The 16,326-nt window shown below is 47.8% G+C and carries 15 protein-coding genes; 4 read left to right on the top strand and 11 right to left on the bottom strand.

Annotated features, from left to right (window positions below; all coding sequences use genetic code 11):
- Position 1: 1 nt before the first annotated feature.
- Together rhaT and FEN17_RS14625 are read right to left on the bottom strand one after the other, a co-directional pair.
- On the bottom strand, positions 2 to 1,084 hold the full coding sequence (gene rhaT / locus FEN17_RS14630; RefSeq protein WP_138366089.1) for an L-rhamnose/proton symporter RhaT: 1,083 nt from the start codon (positions 1,082 to 1,084) through the stop codon (positions 2 to 4).
- A gap of 41 nt (positions 1,085 to 1,125) precedes the next feature.
- On the bottom strand, positions 1,126 to 3,372 hold the full coding sequence (locus FEN17_RS14625) for a T9SS type A sorting domain-containing protein (RefSeq protein WP_138366088.1): 2,247 nt from the start codon (positions 3,370 to 3,372) through the stop codon (positions 1,126 to 1,128).
- 116 nt (positions 3,373 to 3,488) lie between these two features.
- Between FEN17_RS14625 and FEN17_RS14620 the strand changes: the two genes are divergently transcribed.
- From FEN17_RS14620 to FEN17_RS14610, 3 genes are all read left to right on the top strand, one after another.
- Positions 3,489 to 4,793, top strand: coding sequence for a UDP-N-acetylmuramoyl-tripeptide--D-alanyl-D-alanine ligase (locus tag FEN17_RS14620; protein WP_138366087.1), 1,305 nt, complete (start codon positions 3,489 to 3,491; stop codon positions 4,791 to 4,793).
- Positions 4,794 to 5,012: 219 nt separating this feature from the next.
- Positions 5,013 to 5,564, top strand: a complete 552-nt coding sequence (locus tag FEN17_RS14615; RefSeq protein ID WP_138366086.1) for a peroxiredoxin — start codon at positions 5,013 to 5,015, stop codon at positions 5,562 to 5,564.
- Positions 5,565 to 5,589: 25 nt separating this feature from the next.
- On the top strand, positions 5,590 to 6,180 hold the full coding sequence (locus tag FEN17_RS14610; RefSeq protein ID WP_138366085.1) for a carboxymuconolactone decarboxylase family protein: 591 nt from the start codon (positions 5,590 to 5,592) through the stop codon (positions 6,178 to 6,180).
- Between the two features lie 69 nt (positions 6,181 to 6,249).
- On the opposite strand, the gene FEN17_RS14605 is transcribed toward FEN17_RS14610, so the two are convergent.
- The 5 genes from FEN17_RS14605 to FEN17_RS14585 form a co-directional block, all read right to left on the bottom strand.
- The gene (locus tag FEN17_RS14605) at positions 6,250 to 7,044 is read right to left on the bottom strand and encodes a TapB family protein (RefSeq protein ID WP_138366084.1); all 795 of its coding nucleotides are present in this window, start codon (positions 7,042 to 7,044) and stop codon (positions 6,250 to 6,252) included.
- Between the two features lie 74 nt (positions 7,045 to 7,118).
- The gene (locus tag FEN17_RS14600; protein WP_138366083.1) at positions 7,119 to 7,598 is read right to left on the bottom strand and encodes a hypothetical protein; all 480 of its coding nucleotides are present in this window, start codon (positions 7,596 to 7,598) and stop codon (positions 7,119 to 7,121) included.
- Between the two features lie 78 nt (positions 7,599 to 7,676).
- Positions 7,677 to 9,143, bottom strand: coding sequence for a PKD domain-containing protein (locus FEN17_RS14595; protein ID WP_138366082.1), 1,467 nt, complete (start codon positions 9,141 to 9,143; stop codon positions 7,677 to 7,679).
- A gap of 230 nt (positions 9,144 to 9,373) precedes the next feature.
- Entirely contained in the window at positions 9,374 to 10,096 is a 723-nt protein-coding gene (locus FEN17_RS14590) for a LytR/AlgR family response regulator transcription factor (protein ID WP_138366081.1), read from the bottom strand.
- A gap of 6 nt (positions 10,097 to 10,102) precedes the next feature.
- Positions 10,103 to 11,203: a sensor histidine kinase gene (locus FEN17_RS14585; protein ID WP_138366080.1), complete on the bottom strand. Its 1,101-nt coding sequence runs from the start codon at positions 11,201 to 11,203 to the stop codon at positions 10,103 to 10,105.
- Positions 11,204 to 11,503: 300 nt separating this feature from the next.
- Here FEN17_RS14585 and ahcY point away from each other — a divergent pair, with 300 nt between their 5' ends.
- A complete protein-coding gene (gene ahcY / locus FEN17_RS14580) occupies positions 11,504 to 12,820 on the top strand; it encodes an adenosylhomocysteinase (protein WP_138366079.1) in 1,317 nt (438 codons plus the stop codon).
- 69 nt (positions 12,821 to 12,889) lie between these two features.
- Here ahcY and FEN17_RS14575 read toward each other — a convergent pair whose 3' ends face one another.
- The 4 genes from FEN17_RS14575 to FEN17_RS14560 all read right to left on the bottom strand — a co-directional run bounded on the left by FEN17_RS14575 (position 12,890) and on the right by FEN17_RS14560 (position 16,323).
- Entirely contained in the window at positions 12,890 to 13,786 is an 897-nt protein-coding gene (locus tag FEN17_RS14575) for a mechanosensitive ion channel family protein (RefSeq protein ID WP_138366078.1), read from the bottom strand.
- A 116-nt stretch (positions 13,787 to 13,902) separates the two neighbouring features.
- Positions 13,903 to 14,688 (bottom strand): SHOCT domain-containing protein, encoded by a 786-nt coding sequence (locus FEN17_RS14570; protein WP_138366077.1) that lies wholly within the window; start codon positions 14,686 to 14,688, stop codon positions 13,903 to 13,905.
- A gap of 55 nt (positions 14,689 to 14,743) precedes the next feature.
- Positions 14,744 to 14,956: a M48 family metalloprotease gene (locus FEN17_RS14565; protein WP_138366076.1), complete on the bottom strand. Its 213-nt coding sequence runs from the start codon at positions 14,954 to 14,956 to the stop codon at positions 14,744 to 14,746.
- Between the two features lie 14 nt (positions 14,957 to 14,970).
- A complete protein-coding gene (locus tag FEN17_RS14560; RefSeq protein ID WP_138366075.1) occupies positions 14,971 to 16,323 on the bottom strand; it encodes a TolC family protein in 1,353 nt (450 codons plus the stop codon).
- Positions 16,324 to 16,326 lie beyond the last annotated feature (3 nt).

Raw genomic sequence — 16,326 nt, 5'->3', positions numbered from 1 at the left:
CCTACTCTTTCAGATAGTTACCATATCCCACGATCAGCACGGAAAGAATGATTACCATGATACCCGTCACAATGGTCGTAAAAGTCTTTTTTGAAACACCTTTCCATTCATTCAAAATCAAACCCCACGAATTGGCGATAATGATGATGAAGGCCATGTGCAGGATCCACGAGCTGGCGCCGTTTCCAAGCTTGCTTTCGCCCATGCCGTAGAAAAAGAATTGCAGAAACCAGGTAGTGCCGGCGAGGGCGGAGAAAATGTAGTTTTTGAGCAGCGGCGTTTCGGAATTGGTATAGTCGCCGAAGGTTTTGTTTCTCGAATTCAGGATCATACACCAGATAAAATTGGTGGTCAAACCGCCCAGCAGGATCACGACATACGTCACATTGTTTTGGAATAAAAACTCTCCCTGCCCCGGATTGGCGGCTTTCCAGATTTCATTCGCTTCCTCCGCCATCACTTTGCCGGCATCGATACCAAATGCAAAACAAGCGCTCAGCACCCCGGAAATAACCGATACCAACAAACCCAAACCGATTTTAAATTCTGTCTTGTCGTCAATGATCGCCCCGACTTTTTTCCGGTCGGCATCTTTCATTGTACCTGCTTTTCCGCAAAAAATAATCCCGATCACACACACCAGCAGCCCGAAAAGTACTGTTTGTCCCCAGGTATTAGAGAAAAGATCCGAAATCGTATCTTTTCCGGGTTTGGGATTGAATTGATAAAAAACCGACGGAATCAGCGCGCCGAGTACGGAGCTGAGTCCGAGAATGATGGAGCTACCCAGTGAAACGCCCAGATACCGCACGCCCAAACCATAAGTAAGCCCGCCGATACCCCAGAGCACGCCGAAAAAGTAGGTAAGAAAGAGGATGCCGCCGTTGGTATGCGCAATGATTTCGGTGTAGCCCGGAATGGTGAGATATGCTGCGAGCGGCGGCACGATGAACCAGGAAAACAAGCCGCCGACAATCCAGTAGGATTCCCATGACCAACCCTTGACCTGCTTATATGGAATGTAAAAACTGCCGGACGCAAAGCCGCCGATAAAATGGAAAATAACGCCAAGAAGAGCCTGCATGGATTTAGGATTTTATCATGTAAGAGAAAACCCCGGGGTATCTACTTGGCAACGATTTTTTTTACAATCTGCGAATCACCGGTTTTCAACACCACCAAATAAAGCCCTGCAGGCCAGTTTAATGTTGAAATTTCCTGCTCGCGGAAGGCGGTAACCAGCTGGTCAGAAAGTAATTTCTGACCGTTTGTATTGAAGATTTGCAGCGCACCGGTTTCCGAAGATAGTACTTTAAAATAGCCGGATGCCGGATTGGGATATACTTTGAAATCATGACTGGCTGGCGGCTCCACGCCGGTCACCGTCACCGGCAAAACATTGGTTAACAACCGGATACCACCCGCATTGTTACCGATCACCAGATCAGGCTTTTTGTCCCCATTCAAATCCCCTGCACCGATCGCCAGGTAGTTTCCGAAGTTAATGTCCAATCCTTTTCCGTTGGTTTCGACCAATGCGCCCTGGCGCTCCGTCCATTTCCCCCACTCGGCACCGCTGAAAACGCGGAGGTTACCAGTATGGTCCACGGTCGCAAGGTCGGGCCGGCCGTCGAGATCGAAATCGGTGACGGCGAGTTGTGGTGAGCGACCTGAAAAATTGATCCCAACGCCCGCAAATGCATCGGTTTCGAGCTTGAAGGCAAATTGCTTGCTGGTACCGGTGTTGGAATAATAGTAAATGTTACCCTGCCCTTTTCCTACCAGCAGATCCAGATCCCCATCATTGTCGGCATCGTAAAAATAAGGCGAGTCGCCGGTGAGTGATTCGGCGGGCATGGTGATTGTAACAGCGTCGGTAAGTTTCAGCTGCGGTGCTGCACCGGCGGCAGCTTTGTTAGGAATGTAGCGGTATTCCATGTTCAATGTGCTGGTGGAAGTTCCGGCAAAACCCAGGTCGGGCACGCCGTCGCCATTGAAATCGGCCCACTGCGGTTTAATGTTGTATAAAGACAAACCGGTCAGCAAGCCCAGATAATCTTCGGATTCGAGTGTGAATTTGGGTTCGGCAGCAGTTCCTTCATTTCTCAACAAATACAAACTGCCTTTAAAACCACCCGTCACCGGATTTCCACCGGTACCGATCAGTATATCCAGGTCACCGTCGGCGTCGATATCCACGAAAATCGGTGCCGAATTTTCGCCTACGTCGATCATTTGATCTTGCAGGAAATTCTTGCGGACAAGTTTGAAATCCGCTTTTGTTGTCGTGCCGGCATTGTGGTAAAACCAGCCGCTGGATTTAAAATCTGTAAGATTGAGATCATTGGCCGATACACTGGGCGCAATCAGCAAATCTTTTACGCCGTCAAAATCCACATCTTCCAAAAATGCCGCCGGGAAAATGTGCAGCGAAACCGGATCTGTGGCGGGATAGGTATTGGTAAAACTTACATAATTCGCCGCAATGCCCGTCACCGAGTTGGCCAGAAATGAAATATGCTCATTGCTGACGTGACCCACTAGCATATCCTTTTTTCCATCTCCATTCAAGTCCTGCAAAACAATGGAATTTCCCGCGTGCATCACGCGCTTGCTCGGATCCGCCACCACACCGCAGTCGGCACCGAAAATAAAATCTTCCAGATCGCCTTTGTGAAAATTGCCCCAGCAATCGCCATTTCGCATGAAAATCGGATTTTTGGAATTCCCCAGACTATCCGGCACGCCGAATTTTTCCATGCTCAGGTTCTGGTGCAGCTCAATGTATGTTCCCGAAAAATCGTACGTGATCAGGTCCAGGTCGCCGTCGTCGTCAATGTCCGTAATGCCTGGAATGTCGGTTCCGGATACCTGTAAATTTATATTTCCTGAAAAACCTTTGGTATATAACGCACTTTCCATGAGCTTCCAGGTCCACGCATTTTGCGACCGTACCTGCTGGTAAACCGTGATCCCCAGCGAAGTGCTGGTGAACAAATCCTTGTAACCGTCACCATTATAATCCGCGAGAATGATCCAGTTGTCCGCAGGCGGAAAAAGTGTTTCGTAATAGGGCGCGTGGACAAATATTTTTTTGCCCGCGTTGGCCGGATCGGCGGCTGCGACGAATGCGGTGACTTTACTGTTGGTGCGGTCGTAAACTACCAGGTCCTCGTCGGCATCATCGTTTAGTTTCATCTTCAAAAATTGCGAAGCATTCAGCCCCCCAGCCCACGGATTGGCCATTTTCTGGCCTTTTGAAGTAACGGTTGTCAGCGTATCCGGCCGGAACCAGGCTTGCTGGCCACTGACATTTATCACAGTTACAAAAAAGAATATCGGGAAGAACAAGGAGGTATATTTGGTTCGCATCGTTGAGGAATAATCTATTAGTTTTGCAGACTCCGCGGACGCTGTGCGCGCCGGCCTTTTTCGCTCTTAAACCTAACGAAATATGCGCCTTTTACTTTATAACGAAGAAATAATTCATGCATACTCCCACTGAAACAATTTACCAGCACTTTTTAAAGGGCGCTAAAATATCCACCGATACCCGCCAGATCAGCCCGGGCTGCCTGTTTTTTGCTTTAAAAGGGGATAAATTCGACGGTAACCAATATGCGTCCGAAGCATTGCAAAAAGGTGCGGCGTATGTGGTGGTGGACGATGAAAAAGTGGCGGCCGACGAGCGTTTTTTACTCGTAGCGGACGTGCTCACAGCATTGCAGGACCTGGCGCGGCATCACCGGAAAACATTCACATTTCCCGTAGTAGCATTGACTGGCTCAAATGGCAAAACCACTACCAAAGAGCTGATAGCAAAAGTGTTATCCATGAAATACAACACTTACGCGACCAAAGGAAATCTTAACAACCACATCGGCGTGCCGCTCACCATCCTCTCCATCGACCCGAAAAAACAGGAGATGGCCGTAATTGAAATGGGCGCCAACCACCAGGAAGAAATCGCGTTGCTCAGCTCCATCGCCCAGCCGACGCACGGCCTGATTACCAACATTGGCAAGGCGCATTTGGAAGGTTTTGGCGGAGAAAAGGGCATTATTAAAGGAAAGGGCGAGCTTTTTGATTATTTGTCAAAAAAGAAGGGGACGGTTTTTGTGAATTCTAATCACGATGTGATCATGGAAATGGTCAGCAAGCGGCGGGCTTTTGGGGAGATCGTTTTTTATTGTTCCGAAAATAGTCCGGTGAACCCGATTTTGGTGCAGGATAATCCTTTTGTAACATTCCAGCGTGGCGGTAAAACGGTGACTACGCACCTGCCGGGCAGCTATAATTATGACAACATTTGCGCGGCGCTTGCCGTCGGCAAATATTTTGGGGTTTCGGATGAAGATGCCAATGAAGCCGTAGCCACTTACCAGCCGGACAATAACCGCTCGCAGATCGTCAAAAAAGGGACTAACACGGTTTTCATGGATGCCTATAATGCTAATCCGTCTTCGATGGCGGCGGCTATTTCGAACTTTGCCAAACTGGATGCACCTCGCAAAATCGTGATCCTTGGCGATATGTTCGAGTTGGGTGACGCTGCGCCGGAGGAACATTTGGCGCTGGGCAAGCTAATAGCGGCGCAAAACTTTGATATCGTAATCCTGGCCGGGAACCTGATGCAGCACGCACTGCCTGCACTACCACGGGCTTACTATTTCCCGGATAAATTTTCCCTGCATAACTGGATCATGGACAACCCGCAAGAAGATACATATTTTCTTATCAAAGGTTCTCGGGGAATGTCGCTGGAAACGGTGCTGGGCGTAATGCCTGAGTAGGGCGGATATTTAAAGTTAATATCGGAATAATTCTATTGCGAATGTCTATGTAATTATTGAGAAAATCTATACAGTATAAATTTTCATAAATAATATCAAAGTCATTTATTTAAAACAACTCTTTCCTGCGATAGTACCAAGTATAAGGTTGCCTTGAACTGGGTCGGTTTGTAGCTTTGTAACACTAAAAAATACAATTCTATAAACCGACGAACAATCATGGCTAACAGACTTTTGTCAGTGGGATCGACATTCCCAGAATTCAAAAAGACTTCCGTAGTATCCCTGGAAAAAGGAAACGAATTCTACGATATTACCTCAGAAGACCACAAGAATGCAGAGAAATGGATGGTGATGTTCTGGTGGCCAAAGGATTTCACTTTCGTTTGCCCAACTGAAATTGCCGAGTTTGGAAAGCACGTGGACGACTTCGCAGACCGCGATACGATCCTGATCGGTGCATCTACCGACAGTGAATTTGTACACCTTGCATGGCGCAAAAACCACGACGACCTGCGTGACCTGCGTTTCCCGATGCTGGCCGATACTTCTAAATCTTTGGCAGAAGAATTGGGTATCCTGGAAGCCAATGAAAAAATCGCTTACCGCGTGACTTACATTGTTGATCCACAGGGAATTATTCGCTGGGTATCTGTAAACGACCTTTCAGTTGGCCGTAATGTAAATGAAGTGATCCGCGTTTTGGATGCCCTTCAAACCGACGAGCTTTGCCCTTGCAACTGGGTAAAAGGAGAAGCTACATTGGCTTAATCCCACATCAAAATCAACAAACGGAATGTATCCATTTGCAACCACAGGAGGAACGAAAGATTCTCTTTATAAGGAAGTTAACCTGCCAGCTGAGTTTGAAAGCGTGCTGATCAACAAGCTGGCAGCGATCGACCATCGCTATCTGAAAGACCTCAAAATCAATGTCGGCAATGTGCTGAAAGCGCAGACATTGAACCGCAAAGAGGCGCTTTTGATTGCTTTTGCAGTGGCGGTAAACGAAAAAAATGCTGCGCTGATCGCTGCGATCGAGGAGCTGGCGGCGGGCGAAGGTGCCGACGAAAAGGAAATTGCGGAGGTTACGGCTTGCGTTTCTTTGATGAATGCCAACAATGTGTTCTATCGTTTCAGGCACTTCATGCACAAGGAATTTTACGACAATGCGCCGGCGGGTATTAAAATGAGCATTATGATGAACCCGGTGCTTGGCAAAGAATTCTTTGAGCTTTTGAGCCTCGTAGTTTCCGCATTGAACGGCTGCGAAATGTGCGTCACCTCGCACGAGCAGTCGGTGCTAACCCACGGCGGGACCCAGGCGCGTATATTCGATGCAGTTAGGGTTGGGGCTATTTTCAAAAGCTTCTCCGTACTAATTTAGTTTTTGAGTTAAAAAAGACGAAAGACCTGCCTGGCGAAAAACCGGGCAGGTCTGTTTATTTTAAACCCCCTATTGAATTTTCTGTAATTCCGTCGTAGTCACATCCTCACCCGAAGCTTCCACGGATTTGACGACACCCACGCCCGGCGCTGTCCACTCGGTGACCGTGTACACAACCCTGACTTCTTCCGGCGCCGACTGACCTGCCGTCAGCTTGCCGTAAAGTTCATAGCTATAGAGCCACTTGGTGCAGTTGAATGTCCCGGCCGGCGTGGTAATGTTCTCCTGCGCAATTGCTTTTCCGTCGGCGTACTGAATGGTACAATCCATCTGGGCAGGAATACTTTCCTCTTCGCTGACCGGAATAGTCAGTTCCAGATGCATTTTCACAGGTTTTGTGCTGAATGTTACTTTGCTATCGACGGTGCCTTTGTTGTCAAAAACCTGGACTTGCGGGAAGCCCGATAACTCATAATCATCAATGTAGGCGAATTCCTGGACGTACTGCTGCATTGAATTGAACCCCGCCGGGATCGATAATTCGTTGGTCGTGTGACCGCCGTGGCTGAATGCGCGGTAATTCAATATAATCTTGTCATCTTCTTCTTCAATGACATTCTCAATGTGGGAAACCGGGATTCCCGACGAATCTTTCACGCTCGTGACGCGGAGCACCGAGTTACTTACGCCGCCATCACTGTCGGAGATTTTGTAAGAATACGTTTTGTTTTTCTCTGGAATAAAGGCTTTTTCGGCAACGGGCGGATTGTTTTCGTCAGGATCGACGGCCGGATCATCTTTGCAGGAAACGAGACTAAGCAAGGCGATTGCCAAAGGCAGCATCACTGCCTTTGACCGCCTCATTGAACGGGTGGACATTTTATTTAACATGGCTATTTTGATAATTGTATTTGATAAAAACACTTTTGCAACTGTCACTAGCGGGGTTGGAAGATCATTTGAAGCAGCAGCAGGAAAAAACCTGTCATCGAAATGCAGCCGCGGATCAGGATGAATTTCAGCCACTCGGCGCGTGCGTTGACGTAGCCGGTCTGGGTATTCAAAAGGTCGCTGTTAATCAACTCGTTGATGGGCTCGCTAAACTTCACGATCAGCACCATATCTGTCACCAGCAGCAAAAAAGCGAACAACACAGGCCCATAAGACCAGAACCCGGCCGATTTATCCAATAAAACAACCCAGAGAAAAAGAACACCCAGCGCTGAAAAATAAACGCCTTTGAAACGTGGCCTCACAATCGGATCGACGGCTTTTCTGAGCTCAATAAAACTCTCAGGAGATATCTGAAAAAGGGCTTTGCCAAAACCGAAATGGTAAAATGCGCCCTGCGCGGCAATAAAAAAGTAAAGTGTCATACCCACGATCCGGATCAGCGGCAGGGCGTCAATGGTTTTCATAGGTCAAAGAAATTTCAGGTTGAAGAATGCAATCAGCCCGAAAATCAGGCTGATGCAAAAACATAAAACTCTCCATGCTTACTCTTTCAAAATCTTGCCTTCCGCATTGTCTGTGAAGGTGTTAGCAGTTTCCACGTCGCCGTTGATGGTTGCCTGGTAGTTTACATAAATGCCATAGCCTCCGCTGCCGGATATTTTGGAATTTTTGATCTGCATATTCGCAAGGCTGCCGTACACCGCAATGTTGACTTTCTTGCCGGAAACCAGCGCACTGCTGCCTCCGCCGGATATTTCTGCGAAATTGAAAACATTCAGGTTGCTCGTAGAGAAGCAAATCATCCCGCGCCAGTAGGCTGCTGAATTCTCCGCGCCTTTGATCACGATCTTCGAAGCCTCGGTGCCGACCGCATTGATATATCCGTCGTCAATAGACATCCGCGCATTTCTCGACATTTCGATCACCACGCCGGGCATCAATTTCCAGTTGGCGTCGCTGCTCAGCGATTCGAGGATACGGTACGGTGTTTTGTCTTTGAAACCGTTCCAGACCACCTCTTCGGTCGCATTTTTCCGTAACGCCGAAGCATATACCTCCACCACATTGCGACCATTTCCGCCGGTAAAGACCGAGTTATAGTCCAGGTTTTTCACATTCGTGGCGTCCAGAGAAATTCCTGCTTCAGCATTATTTTTAAAAACATTTCTTGAAAATCCTGACAAAATAGCGCCTGCCTGCACGTATAATCCGTAACCCGCATTGTCCTGAAACGAGGTATTTTTCAATGCTAACTCCGCTTTGGAGCCGCTCATCAAACTAACTGCCGCTTTGGTGGTGCTGTAAATGGCCTTACTTCCCGTGTGCAGCACTTCCACCCATTCCAGTAGGTTCGCGCTACTGGCGGAGCGAACGATCATGCCCGCCCAGTATCCTTTGGAAGCTTCTTTTCCGATCAGCCGGATCGGGTTCAGCGAGTCGCCTTTTGCGATCAGGACTCCACCTTTGTCATTGACTTCCAGCCTGGTATCTCTTGCAAAAGCGATCACGACGCCGGGCTTAATTTCCAGTTCCGCATTGACGGCCACATTATCATTGACAATGTAATCCGGGAAAGCCGGGTTGTTGATCCGATCTGTTAAAACGGTTTTGGCCTTTATGTTTGTTTCCAGCACGATGGGCTGAATGATCGCCGCCGTCACTAAAACTTTGTCTTTGCTCTCACCATTTTCATTGGAAACCGTCAGTTCCAATTCGTAGTCGCCGGGCTGGTCCGGTGTGAAGGTTGCATTTTGCTCGGTCGGCTTGTTCAGCGTAACATTACTGCCGGCCGGTTTCTGTGAAAATGCCCAGCGGAATTGAAAGGGCTTGTTGCCGCTGTCGCTGGATCCGCCTCCGTCGAGGGTCACCAAATCGCCAACTTTAACATTCTGGTCGGCGCCGGCTGCGGCGGTGACTTTGGTGGGGGTAACTTTTTCTTTGTCTTCGCAGGCGCCCAACAATAGTGCGAAGGACACTGCTGCGAGCAGGGTTCTTTTACTTTTAAACATAGCTTAATTTTCAAAAATGGCTAATAACTCAATTTTGCCCTCCTGAGATGGCGGTGCAAATTTATTACGAAATGTGTCTGAGAAAAATAGCGGGAACTGATTATCGATCAACGACTGGTTTTATCGACAGACGGCGTTTGCGGCAGCTTCTCCCGCCAGTCCGTCAGTTAAAACTGACGGTAAAGAATCAATTGCAGTCGGTTTCAACCAACTGATCTCTTTTGAAAAAATTAAAATGTTAGTTTGAATCTTCTCTGGCAGTCATTGCGGAAGTTGCGGCCGATGGGGAGTTCTTTGCCGTCAATTTCCAGTTTGTGGGAATGATAACTTTCCACTTTATCGACTGCCACAATGAAGGAGCGGTGGATGCGGATGAAGGCATCTTCGGGCAAGAGCTCTTCCAGCAGACTTATTTTTTGTTTGGAAATCAATACCTTATCTTTCAAAACGACCTTAATGTAGTCACGCAAACTCTCGACCCAGTAAATGTCGCTTACATTCACCTTCACCATTTTCCGGTCGACTTTGAGATATAAGAAAACATCCTTGTTACTTACGGCAGGTTTTTGTGTGACGGCAACCGGCTGATTTGCAATGTTCAGTCCGGTAAAAACTTTATCGATGGCCCGCAGAAAACGCTCGAAAGGGATGGGTTTCAGAAGATAATCCACCGCATTCAAGTCAAAACCTTCTACGGCATAATCCTGATAAGCTGTGGTAAAAATGACTTTTGGTGGATTTTTGAGACTTCGGAGCAGGTCGGTACCCTTTAAGCCGGGCATTTTAACATCAAGAAACATTAGATCGATCTGGTTTTGCTGCAAAACCTGGAAAGCCTGGATCGCATCGTAGCAGCGCGCCACCACTTCTATCTCGGTAAAATTACCCAGATAATTGTCCAGCACTTCAATCGCATGCGGCTCATCGTCGACCAGAATCGTCCTTAGCTTCATCTCAGACTATATTTCTATTCTTTTATCCAACTCAATTTCCAAAATCACCACAAACATTTCCTCCTCTTCCAAAATCCGCAGCTGATAAGCCGAGGGATACAAAATATCCATTCTTTTACGTGTATTGGCCAGTCCGATGCTCACGTGATGGTTCCTATCTTCCTTCACCACAGCCTTTTCTGGCCGACTGTTCGATATTTTGAATTTAAGCAAATTGTTTTTCACCCGCAGGTCCATATTGATCCACGCCTGCCCTACCTGCTCACTCGCGCCGTGCTTAAAAGCATTTTCGACCAGTGGTAAAATCAGCAGCGGCGTGATGCGCTGGCCCGGTGCCAAACCATTGATACTGAAATTAATGTCCAGACGGTCGCCGTAGCGAATTTTTTCCAGCTCAATATAACTCTCTACAATGCTGATATCCCGCTGCAAATCAACCACATCAGCATTCGCTTCGTATAACATATACCGTAAAATTTCGGAAAGGCCCATCACCACCGAGGGCGATTGCGGCGATTGGGTGAGGGTTAATGCATAAAGATTATTGAGGGTATTGAACAAAAAATGCGGGTGAAGCTGCCCTTTCAGGAAATTCAGCTCGGCTTCTATGGCGGCCTGCCTTCTTTCGAACCACATTTTGAAAAATTTGATTGACAAAGCGATCCAGACAAAAATATTGGTCTGCTCAAACGCGCTGATCAGGTACACTGGCTTCGCAAGCTGCTCCCGGAAGGTACCATCGAGCTTGTGCCAGGCGAAGGTCGGATCGGTTTTTTTTACGGCCCGGTAAATGATCGGATCGGCCACCAGGATTTCCATCAGCCTGAAAGCCAGCGTACAAATCAGGACACAAAACAGGATCCCAGCAAAGACTTCGAAGTATTTTTTTTTGTTAAAAAACCTCGGGATAATGATGTAGCCGATACTGTAAAAATAGAACATGTGTATCGGCAAAAACAGGGCAACAATTCCCAGCGATAACCAGTAATCGGGCATCCCTGCCCCATAAATGAATGTCAGTATCAAATGCACCACCACCCAGAATGCGATATGCGGCAAAATCCTTTTTCGGGCCGGAGAGAAATATTTCGGGGTTTGGGGGCGCATGAACAAATATAATTAATCGCCGACCCAAAAATCGGAAACCAAAAAATTGTCGACGGAAGTAGCGGAATCGTCGACAAACTGCATGATTATCAGGCAATAATTTCGCCTTCGGACAAAATATCTGCCAGAGCGCGCATTACCACGGGAACCCGGGGCGAAAGTGCGTGATAATGTTCCCGCGATAGACATTTTATCCAAATATCAATCCTAAATCACAATTTGTATCTACTTTTCTTCCCCTCGGTGGTTTTTCTACTTAGTTTTGTAACATCAATAAGACAAACATTAAACTGTAAAATAATGGCAACGTCAACCGAAACGTACATTCCTTACAAGGTAAAAGACATCTCGCTGGCCGAATGGGGTCGCAAAGAAATCACATTGGCAGAAGCCGAAATGCCTGGTTTGATGGCGATTCGTGCGGAATACGGACCATCTCAGCCACTTGCCGGCGCGCGCGTTGCGGGCTGCCTGCACATGACGATCCAGACTGCGGTTTTGATCGAAACATTGACTGCCCTGGGTGCAGATGTTACCTGGTCTTCCTGCAACATTTTCTCTACTCAAGACCATGCAGCAGCGGCGATCGCAGCAGCAGGTATCCCGGTTTACGCCTGGAAAGGAATGAATGAAGAGGAATTCAACTGGTGTATCGAGCAGACATTGTTCTTCGGCGAAGATCGCAAGCCTTTGAATATGATCCTTGACGACGGCGGCGACCTTACCAATATGGTTTTCGACGAATATCCTGAGCTGATCGACGGTATCCGTGGCCTTTCAGAAGAAACTACTACTGGTGTTCACCGCCTGTACGAGCGTTACAAAAACGGAACATTGCACTTGCCTGCAATCAATGTGAACGACTCGGTGACCAAATCCAAATTCGATAACAAATACGGCTGCCGCGAATCGCTGGTGGACTCTATCCGTCGCGCTACCGACTTAATGCTGGCTGGTAAAGTGGCGGTTGTAGCTGGCTATGGTGATGTAGGTAAAGGTTCTGCAGAGTCACTTCGTGGTGCTGGCTGCCGTGTATTGGTAACCGAAATCGACCCGATTTGTGCACTGCAAGCTGCTATGGACGGTTTTGAAGTAGTAACCATGGACGATGCTGCAAGCCGTGCGAACATTTTCGTAACTGCGACTGGTAACTACAAAATCATTACCGAAAACCACTTCCGTGCTATGCGTGACAAAGCAGTGGTTTGTAACATCGGTCACTTCGATAACGAAATCGATATGGCCTGGTTGAACAACGCTTACGGTCACACGAAATCGCAGATCAAACCACAGGTTGACATTTACAATGTGGAAGGAAAAGACATTATCGTGTTGGCAGAAGGCCGTCTGGTAAACCTGGGCTGCGCGATGGGTCACCCGTCATTTGTAATGTCCTGCTCATTCTCTAACCAGACTTTGGCGCAGATCGAGCTTTGGACCAACACCGCAGCTTACGAGAAGAAATTATATGTTCTTCCAAAAGCACTGGACGAAAAAGTAGCTGCGTTGCACCTGTCGCACGTGGGCGCGAAACTGGATATACTCACTGACGAGCAAGCTGCTTACATCGGTGTGACCCCAGAAGGACCATTCAAATCTGAGACTTACAGATATTAATATCAATTGAGGTTCAAAAGTGAAAAGCCCCTGCTTCGGATGAAGCAGGGGCTTTTGTTTGTTTTTGGTTTATTCGGGGCTGATAATCGGGCCAGTACCGTCGGGATTTTTGAAATGCGGGAGCAGATCCATCGGTCGAGCCGGCGTGGGAAACGAAATGTTGTTATCATCAAAAACCCGCTTTACCGCTTTCATAGCAGCACTTTTTGCAGGGCCGGGGCCAATTTTCGACTGGTCGATCCAGAATAAAATTTCAAAGTCAACGCTTTTTTCACTGAACCGGGTGAAGTTGAATTCGATCGGTTTTAGTTTGTTTAAAAAGGTTAATTTTTTGATCACGCCGACGGCCAGCTCTTCTACATTCGCCAGGTCATCTTTATACCCGATGCTACCTTCCATTTGCACGCGCCGCTCGCCGGAATAAGTAAAGTTTACAATGGGTTTTTGAAAAATATCCTTGCTTGGCAGCTCTACCTGCTGGCCCGCGAAATTATCCAGCTTCACCGAGCGCAACCCGATTGACAAAACTTTGCCGGTATAACCATTGGTTTCAATGATATCCCCGACTTTGATCGGCCGCTGGATGGCGATGAATGCGCCGGAAATAAAGTTGGTCGTCAGATCCTGAAATGCAAAACCCAGAGCCAGTGCCAGCACACCTGCCCCTGCGAGCAACGAAGTAACTGTTTTGTCCAACCCCAAAACACCCAGCGCAAAAAACAAGCCCATCATTACAATCGCAATCCGGGTAATGGCCGAAATAAGACTTACCAGCGCAATGTTCTGTGAAGCCCGCCCCAGGATCCGCTCCATAATCCGGCTTCCCCAGCTTGCCAGGAACCTGAAAACCACCAGGATCAGGATCGCAATAATGAGATTAGGGATAAATTTCAGAACTTCAACCGACCATTGATCCAGCTTCAAGGCGAGCGGATCTATGGTTTTTGAGATTTGCGTAAATATCATCAGGAATTGCGGAGCTCGTTCAAACTACAAAGAAAGGCAAATATCAATTCGCGTAGTGAAACGAAAAAAGGGCCCGGCTGATTTCCGGACCCTTTCACAATATGATTTGAATGTTGTTATAACCTCGCCAGCAATTCCTCCTTTTTGGATTTGAATTCCTGCTCGGTGATCTGGCCTCTTTCAAAAAGCACATTGATCTTTTCTATCGTTGAAAAAATAATATCCTGCGGACTGCTGGATGTAGCTGAACTTCTCAGATCCGCATTGGAAGTAACGTCATAAGCAATTTCCGGTGTTTCCTGAACCTGCGCGGCCGGCTCCGAAATCACGGATAAGCTGCTGATATCGACCGGCCCGTCCTTGCTGGTGAATTGGTAGGAATTACCTGATCCCTGCTGCTGCGAAATGCCGGTAATGTTGTGATGTTTGGTGTCGTAAATCGTCCTTTTGCCATTTTCCTCAATCACCAGCCTGCGCACCGGCCCGAAATAAGCATACCGGAAATTATTCTGCGAGCCGCTGGAAGTTGGACTTCCAAAAACCGACGGCCAGGAATGATTGCCCACTCCGCCGCCACCGCTACTAGCATAGCTGGAAGTCTCGTGGTTGAAATCATCTTTAATATCTTCAAAAAGTACCCTGGTGGTTACCAGCGCCGAAAGTTCGTTTGCCAAATTTTCTACGGTGGTTTTCAAAGAGTTGTTGAACATATCTCCCACCATGGTCATCCCGCCCCGCATCCACTGTCCCGATCCGCCCAATTCGGGAATGTTGAATTGCGCCATCGAACCATTTCCGTTAATTACTGCCTTTAATAAGGCTTCAACTGACTCAGTTTTAAGATTATATTTCGCGGCAATGTCTGCTACCTGCTGCCGGCCTTCTTTATTTAATGCTTTCATAGTCCCATTCTTTTTTAACCAGTAATCAAAAAAACAGTGCCATTCCCCGCACTAACTAATTTATTCCCAGCCGGAGCCACTTGTTTTGCAGGTCCGACTGGTCTTTGATACTGGTCTGCTCCCTCGCAGCAGCTTTCGCCGCCTGTATCCGCTCGGCAGTAAGCGGGTGCGTGCTCAAAATCTCTGGTATCCCCGAACTTCCGGCCTGACTTTCAAGCTCGCTGGAGTATGTCAGATTGATAAGCGTATTGGAATTGTCGGCCAGCACGGCGGCAATGCCGGCTATATGCCGCTGCCGGTTACTCTGTCGAGTTCGATTTTGGCGGATAGGTAATCGAAGACGGATTCGAGGTAATTGGCTTTGGCTGTGGTGAGTGCGAGTTCGGCGTCGGTGAGTTCCAGGCGGGTGGAGACGCCTTTTTCGTAGCGGTATTTCGTGATAGAGTAGCTCAGTTCCGCGGTTTGCGACACGCCGCGCTGGGTTTTGATCCTTTCGGAAGTTTCAATGAGGCTTGCGAGGATTTGTTTGACTTCGGTTTTCAGGTTTTCCTGCGCATTGTTGTAGATCAAATCGGCTTGTTGTCTTTCAATTTTACCCAGTGCAATGCGGTTCACATGCTGGTTTCCGCTAAAAATCGGGATCGCAAACTGGACACCGGCGAAGAAAACCGGCGGGTAGGCCGCATTTCCAAACCGAAACTGGTTGGTCTGGGTCTGCAATTGATATTGACTTACAAAATTCACGACCGGACGCCGCGCCGATTTATACAGCTCAATTTCCTTATCCGAAATCTCTTTATTCAATGTTAAAATCTGCAAATCGGGCCGCTGCTGCACGGATAATCTATACGTACCCGACTCCGAAGGAATCGAATCAGCCGGGCTCAGTTCCAGCGAATCGGCGAGGACATATTCGGTTTCAGAAACGTCGCCCAGCAGGTTTCTGAGCTGCTGCTGGCTGATTTGCAGGGCATAAGTCAGCCGCAAAACATCCGGTTCCAGGTTTTTGACCAAAGTGTAAGCCCGCAAGGTATCCACCCGAAGACCACGGCCCTGTGCCAAAAGGTATCTCGAATCTGCCAGGGCTTTCCGGTTTCGGAGAATGCTTTCATTTTGCAGTTTAAGACGCTCGCTCAGTACGAGTTGCCGCACATAATTTTGCTTCACCTGCGCCACTACGTCGATTTCTTTTTGTCTGAATGTTAGTACACTCTGTTTTTCCAAAAGCCTTCTCCGCTGGATTTCCTGTTTTGCGCCGGAGTTGTAGATAGGCTGAACCAATGATACCTGCGCGCCAGCGAGATCTTCGCCGCCAAAACGTGCGTAATCAATTCTTTCTGAGGAAGATGAATTTCCATTTAATCCAAAAAATACCGGTTTTTGAAAATAATGCTGGTACTGACCGGTGAGATTAATGTTGGGCAGTAGCAAACCGCGGGTGATAGCGGTTTGCTGTACGGATTTTCCAATTCCCATCGAGTCGATCCGCAGCTCACGGTTGTGACTTTTAGCAGTTTCGATAGCCTGGTCAAGCGACAAGGTTTGTTTCTGGCTCCATGCAAAAACGGGGCTCAGTACCAGGAGCAAGCCGAGCAGCTTGATCCTGTTGTTTTTATTTAAAATGATCTTTTTCATGAT

The organism is Dyadobacter luticola (assembly GCF_005860805.1).
Taxonomy (GTDB): Bacteria; Bacteroidota; Bacteroidia; order Cytophagales; family Spirosomataceae; genus Dyadobacter; species Dyadobacter luticola.
This window is presented reverse-complemented; position numbering and strand designations above follow the sequence as displayed.

What these genes read in the sequence shown, in the direction of transcription:
- FEN17_RS14625 (WP_138366088.1), bottom strand. Translation starts at nt 3,372, where the DNA reads ATGCGAACCAAATATACCTCCTTGTTCTTCCCGATATTCTTTTTTGTA.
- FEN17_RS14615 (WP_138366086.1), top strand. Translation starts at nt 5,013, where the DNA reads ATGGCTAACAGACTTTTGTCAGTGGGATCGACATTCCCAGAATTCAAA.
- FEN17_RS14595 (WP_138366082.1), bottom strand. Translation starts at nt 9,143, where the DNA reads ATGTTTAAAAGTAAAAGAACCCTGCTCGCAGCAGTGTCCTTCGCACTA.
- FEN17_RS14605 (WP_138366084.1), bottom strand. Translation starts at nt 7,044, where the DNA reads ATGAGGCGGTCAAAGGCAGTGATGCTGCCTTTGGCAATCGCCTTGCTT.
- FEN17_RS14590 (WP_138366081.1), bottom strand. Translation starts at nt 10,096, where the DNA reads ATGAAGCTAAGGACGATTCTGGTCGACGATGAGCCGCATGCGATTGAA.
- FEN17_RS14575 (WP_138366078.1), bottom strand. Translation starts at nt 13,786, where the DNA reads ATGATATTTACGCAAATCTCAAAAACCATAGATCCGCTCGCCTTGAAG.
- FEN17_RS14600 (WP_138366083.1), bottom strand. Translation starts at nt 7,598, where the DNA reads ATGAAAACCATTGACGCCCTGCCGCTGATCCGGATCGTGGGTATGACA.
- rhaT (WP_138366089.1), bottom strand. Translation starts at nt 1,084, where the DNA reads ATGCAGGCTCTTCTTGGCGTTATTTTCCATTTTATCGGCGGCTTTGCG.
- FEN17_RS14560 (WP_138366075.1), bottom strand. Translation starts at nt 16,323, where the DNA reads ATGAAAAAGATCATTTTAAATAAAAACAACAGGATCAAGCTGCTCGGC.
- ahcY (WP_138366079.1), top strand. Translation starts at nt 11,504, where the DNA reads ATGGCAACGTCAACCGAAACGTACATTCCTTACAAGGTAAAAGACATC.
- FEN17_RS14585 (WP_138366080.1), bottom strand. Translation starts at nt 11,203, where the DNA reads ATGCGCCCCCAAACCCCGAAATATTTCTCTCCGGCCCGAAAAAGGATT.
- FEN17_RS14570 (WP_138366077.1), bottom strand. Translation starts at nt 14,688, where the DNA reads ATGAAAGCATTAAATAAAGAAGGCCGGCAGCAGGTAGCAGACATTGCC.
- FEN17_RS14620 (WP_138366087.1), top strand. Translation starts at nt 3,489, where the DNA reads ATGCATACTCCCACTGAAACAATTTACCAGCACTTTTTAAAGGGCGCT.
- FEN17_RS14610 (WP_138366085.1), top strand. Translation starts at nt 5,590, where the DNA reads ATGTATCCATTTGCAACCACAGGAGGAACGAAAGATTCTCTTTATAAG.